This is a genomic window from Frankia sp. CeRuru1 (assembly GCF_977966315.1).
On sequence record NZ_CDWWEW010000411.1, the window covers coordinates 1 to 2,233 of the forward strand.

The following is a 2,233-nucleotide window of genomic DNA, read 5'->3' on the forward strand; positions in this document are numbered from 1 at the left end:
GGCTGAGATCCAACAGGCGCACCGGCTGACCCGCCCACCGGTCCGGCGTCGCCGTCGCGATCACCGCCCCCTCGGGACGCTCCGGGGTGGGCTCGGCCGCGTACCGGACATGCGCCGGCGCCCAGCCCGCACCACGGGCCACCGCGAGCGCGGCCCACGGACCATCCCCAGACCACGCCCTACTCACGAACTTCCGGAGTTCTGGAGTTCGGGAGTCCCAGGGAGGCTCGAAGAGCGACTTCGGTGTCGCCGATGATCTCGTCGGCGTGGGCGAGCAGTAGGTCCGCGGCCACGCGGATCAGGGTGTTGGTGGTGATCCGCTCGCCTCGAACGCGGCGGGCGCGCTGGAGGCGCCGGGCGAGGTCGGCCAGCTCGACTACCTGGTCCGGGCGGAGGCGGGCATCTACCCGCTCCATGGTCAGGTAGCGGGGCTGCCCCTGACGTGCCCGCACCTCCGGACTAACGGACTCCGTCACCTCCGAAGTCCCGGAGTCTGGTGGTACCGGAGTACGGGACTTCGGAACTTCGGGAGTTGGCCCGGACGGCCCGTCCCCCACACGCGGCTGCTCTACCGAGACCCTCAGCGGGGAGGCACCGCCGGGACGCTGCCGGTTGACGGGGCTCACCGGGCTGTCTCCGTCAGCAGCCGCTGGGCGAGCTCGACCCACAGCCCGGCCATGGCCGGCCCGCGCGAGGATCCGCAGACCCGTAGCGGCAGGGCAGCACTTGCCCCGTCCTTGCTCGCGGTCCACTCAGGGATGTGCGGGGTCCACACCGCCCCCTCCAGCCGGTCGGCGAGGCCGTCGAGCTGGAAGGCGTGCTCGCCGACGCGTGACCGGAGCCGGTTGACGATGTAGCCGAGCACGGTGAGGTCGGGCCGGCCGAGGTCGGCCCGGTAGCCCGCGACGAAATCGCGGACCCTCAGCGCACCCTCCACGGAGTCGTACTCGGGTTCGACGACGACCAGGACGTGGTCGGACGCGGCGAGTCCCAGCTGCGCGAGGTGGCCGAGGGTCGGCGGACAGTCGATCAAGGTGGCGTCGTAGTCGTCGTCGACGTCCTGCAACGCGCGTCGGAGTCGGCCGACGGCACCGACGGTGCCGGCCTCGCTGACTCTGTTGTCCAGGTCGAACCTCGCGGGGATGACGTCGACCAGGCCGTCGTACGGGGCGGGCCAGCCGGTCGACGCGATGGCGTCCGCGGCTACGCCGACCGCGCCGGACTGTACGACCTCGCTGGTCGTCGGCGCCGGATCATCCCGGTCGAACGGACGGGCCAGGCGCCGGCTCGCGTTCGCCTGCGGGTCGAGGTCGACGACCAGGACCCGCTTCCCCAGCTCGGCGAGCGCCGCGGCCAGGTTCACGGCCGCCGTCGTCTTGCCCGCTCCCCCCTTGTGGTTCGCGATCGTGATCCGCGCCATCCCGACTCCCTCACTCCCGGAGTTCCGCACTCCGGAACTCCGGGAGTGAGGGAGTCCGGCACCACCGGAGTCCCGGACATCACCCGCACCGTAGCGGGACCGATCTCTCGACTCCACAAAGGCGGACGCCAGCCCGGGAGTTCCTACTTCCGAAGTGCGGAAGTTCGTTGAGGATGTTGTGGGACGACGGGTTTGGGTCCGTGATCATCGCCGCCGAGGTCGCCCGGTCCGAGGTCACTGGCGGCACCTTCCCGACCGCCCCGCAGCCGCCGTGGGAGGCGGAGGCGTCGTGCTTCTCATCCTGGTTGTAGCCGCGCTCGTGCTCCTCGGCCGGTGCGATGCCGGCGCGAACGCATGTCAGCCATCCACCACAACCAGGCCCTCAGCCGCCGCGACACACCAAGGACAACCATCTGTGTCGCCCAGTCCGTGCCCGATGCCAACGAGCACAGCGGCAAGCACCCGCTGACCGCTCATAACGTCAGCGGTCGTGAACTCCCGTACTGCCGGAGTACGGGAGTTCGGAAGTAGGACGCGCGCGGGGCCGCAGCGATCGTCTACTCGGTCGGGATGTCGTACTCCCAGCTCAGGACCCGTCCGGGCGGCAGCACGTACTCGCCGTACTCGGCCAGCTGGTCGATGTCCTGGTACCAGCGCAGGAAGGTGCCCGCGAGGATCGCGGAGCCGACCGACAGGTGCAGGTGCCCTGCCTCGCGGCTGTCCGCCGCCCGGCCCTCGACGAAGTCGCGGCCTCGCCGCAGCGGCCCACGTACCGCCTCGATCGCCGTCGCGAGCCGACCGGCAACAGCCGGG

The 2,233-nt window shown here is 71.2% G+C and carries 4 protein-coding genes and 1 pseudogene; 1 reads left to right on the forward strand and 4 read right to left on the reverse strand.

Features of this window, described 5'->3' with window-relative positions; genetic code table 11:
* The 3 genes and pseudogenes from AC08OP_RS21495 to AC08OP_RS21505 all read right to left on the reverse strand — a co-directional run.
* Positions 1-187: pseudogene (locus AC08OP_RS21495) on the reverse strand (hypothetical protein); the annotation flags it as partial.
* A complete protein-coding gene (locus AC08OP_RS21500) occupies positions 180-476 on the reverse strand; it encodes a hypothetical protein (RefSeq protein ID WP_476615837.1) in 297 nt (98 codons plus the stop codon). The gene AC08OP_RS21500 and the pseudogene AC08OP_RS21495, both read right to left, overlap by 8 nt.
* A 146-nt stretch (positions 477-622) precedes the next feature.
* Positions 623-1,420, reverse strand: a complete 798-nt coding sequence (locus AC08OP_RS21505) for a ParA family protein (protein ID WP_476615838.1) — start codon at positions 1,418-1,420, stop codon at positions 623-625.
* A 173-nt stretch (positions 1,421-1,593) separates the two neighbouring features.
* Here AC08OP_RS21505 and AC08OP_RS21510 point away from each other — a divergent pair, with 173 nt between their 5' ends.
* On the forward strand, positions 1,594-1,731 hold the full coding sequence (locus AC08OP_RS21510) for a hypothetical protein (protein ID WP_476615839.1): 138 nt from the start codon (positions 1,594-1,596) through the stop codon (positions 1,729-1,731).
* 246 nt (positions 1,732-1,977) lie between these two features.
* Here the strand turns inward: AC08OP_RS21510 and AC08OP_RS21515 are convergent.
* Positions 1,978-2,233 (reverse strand): hypothetical protein (locus AC08OP_RS21515; RefSeq protein ID WP_476615840.1); only part of this gene is annotated, 256 nt, incomplete at its 5' end.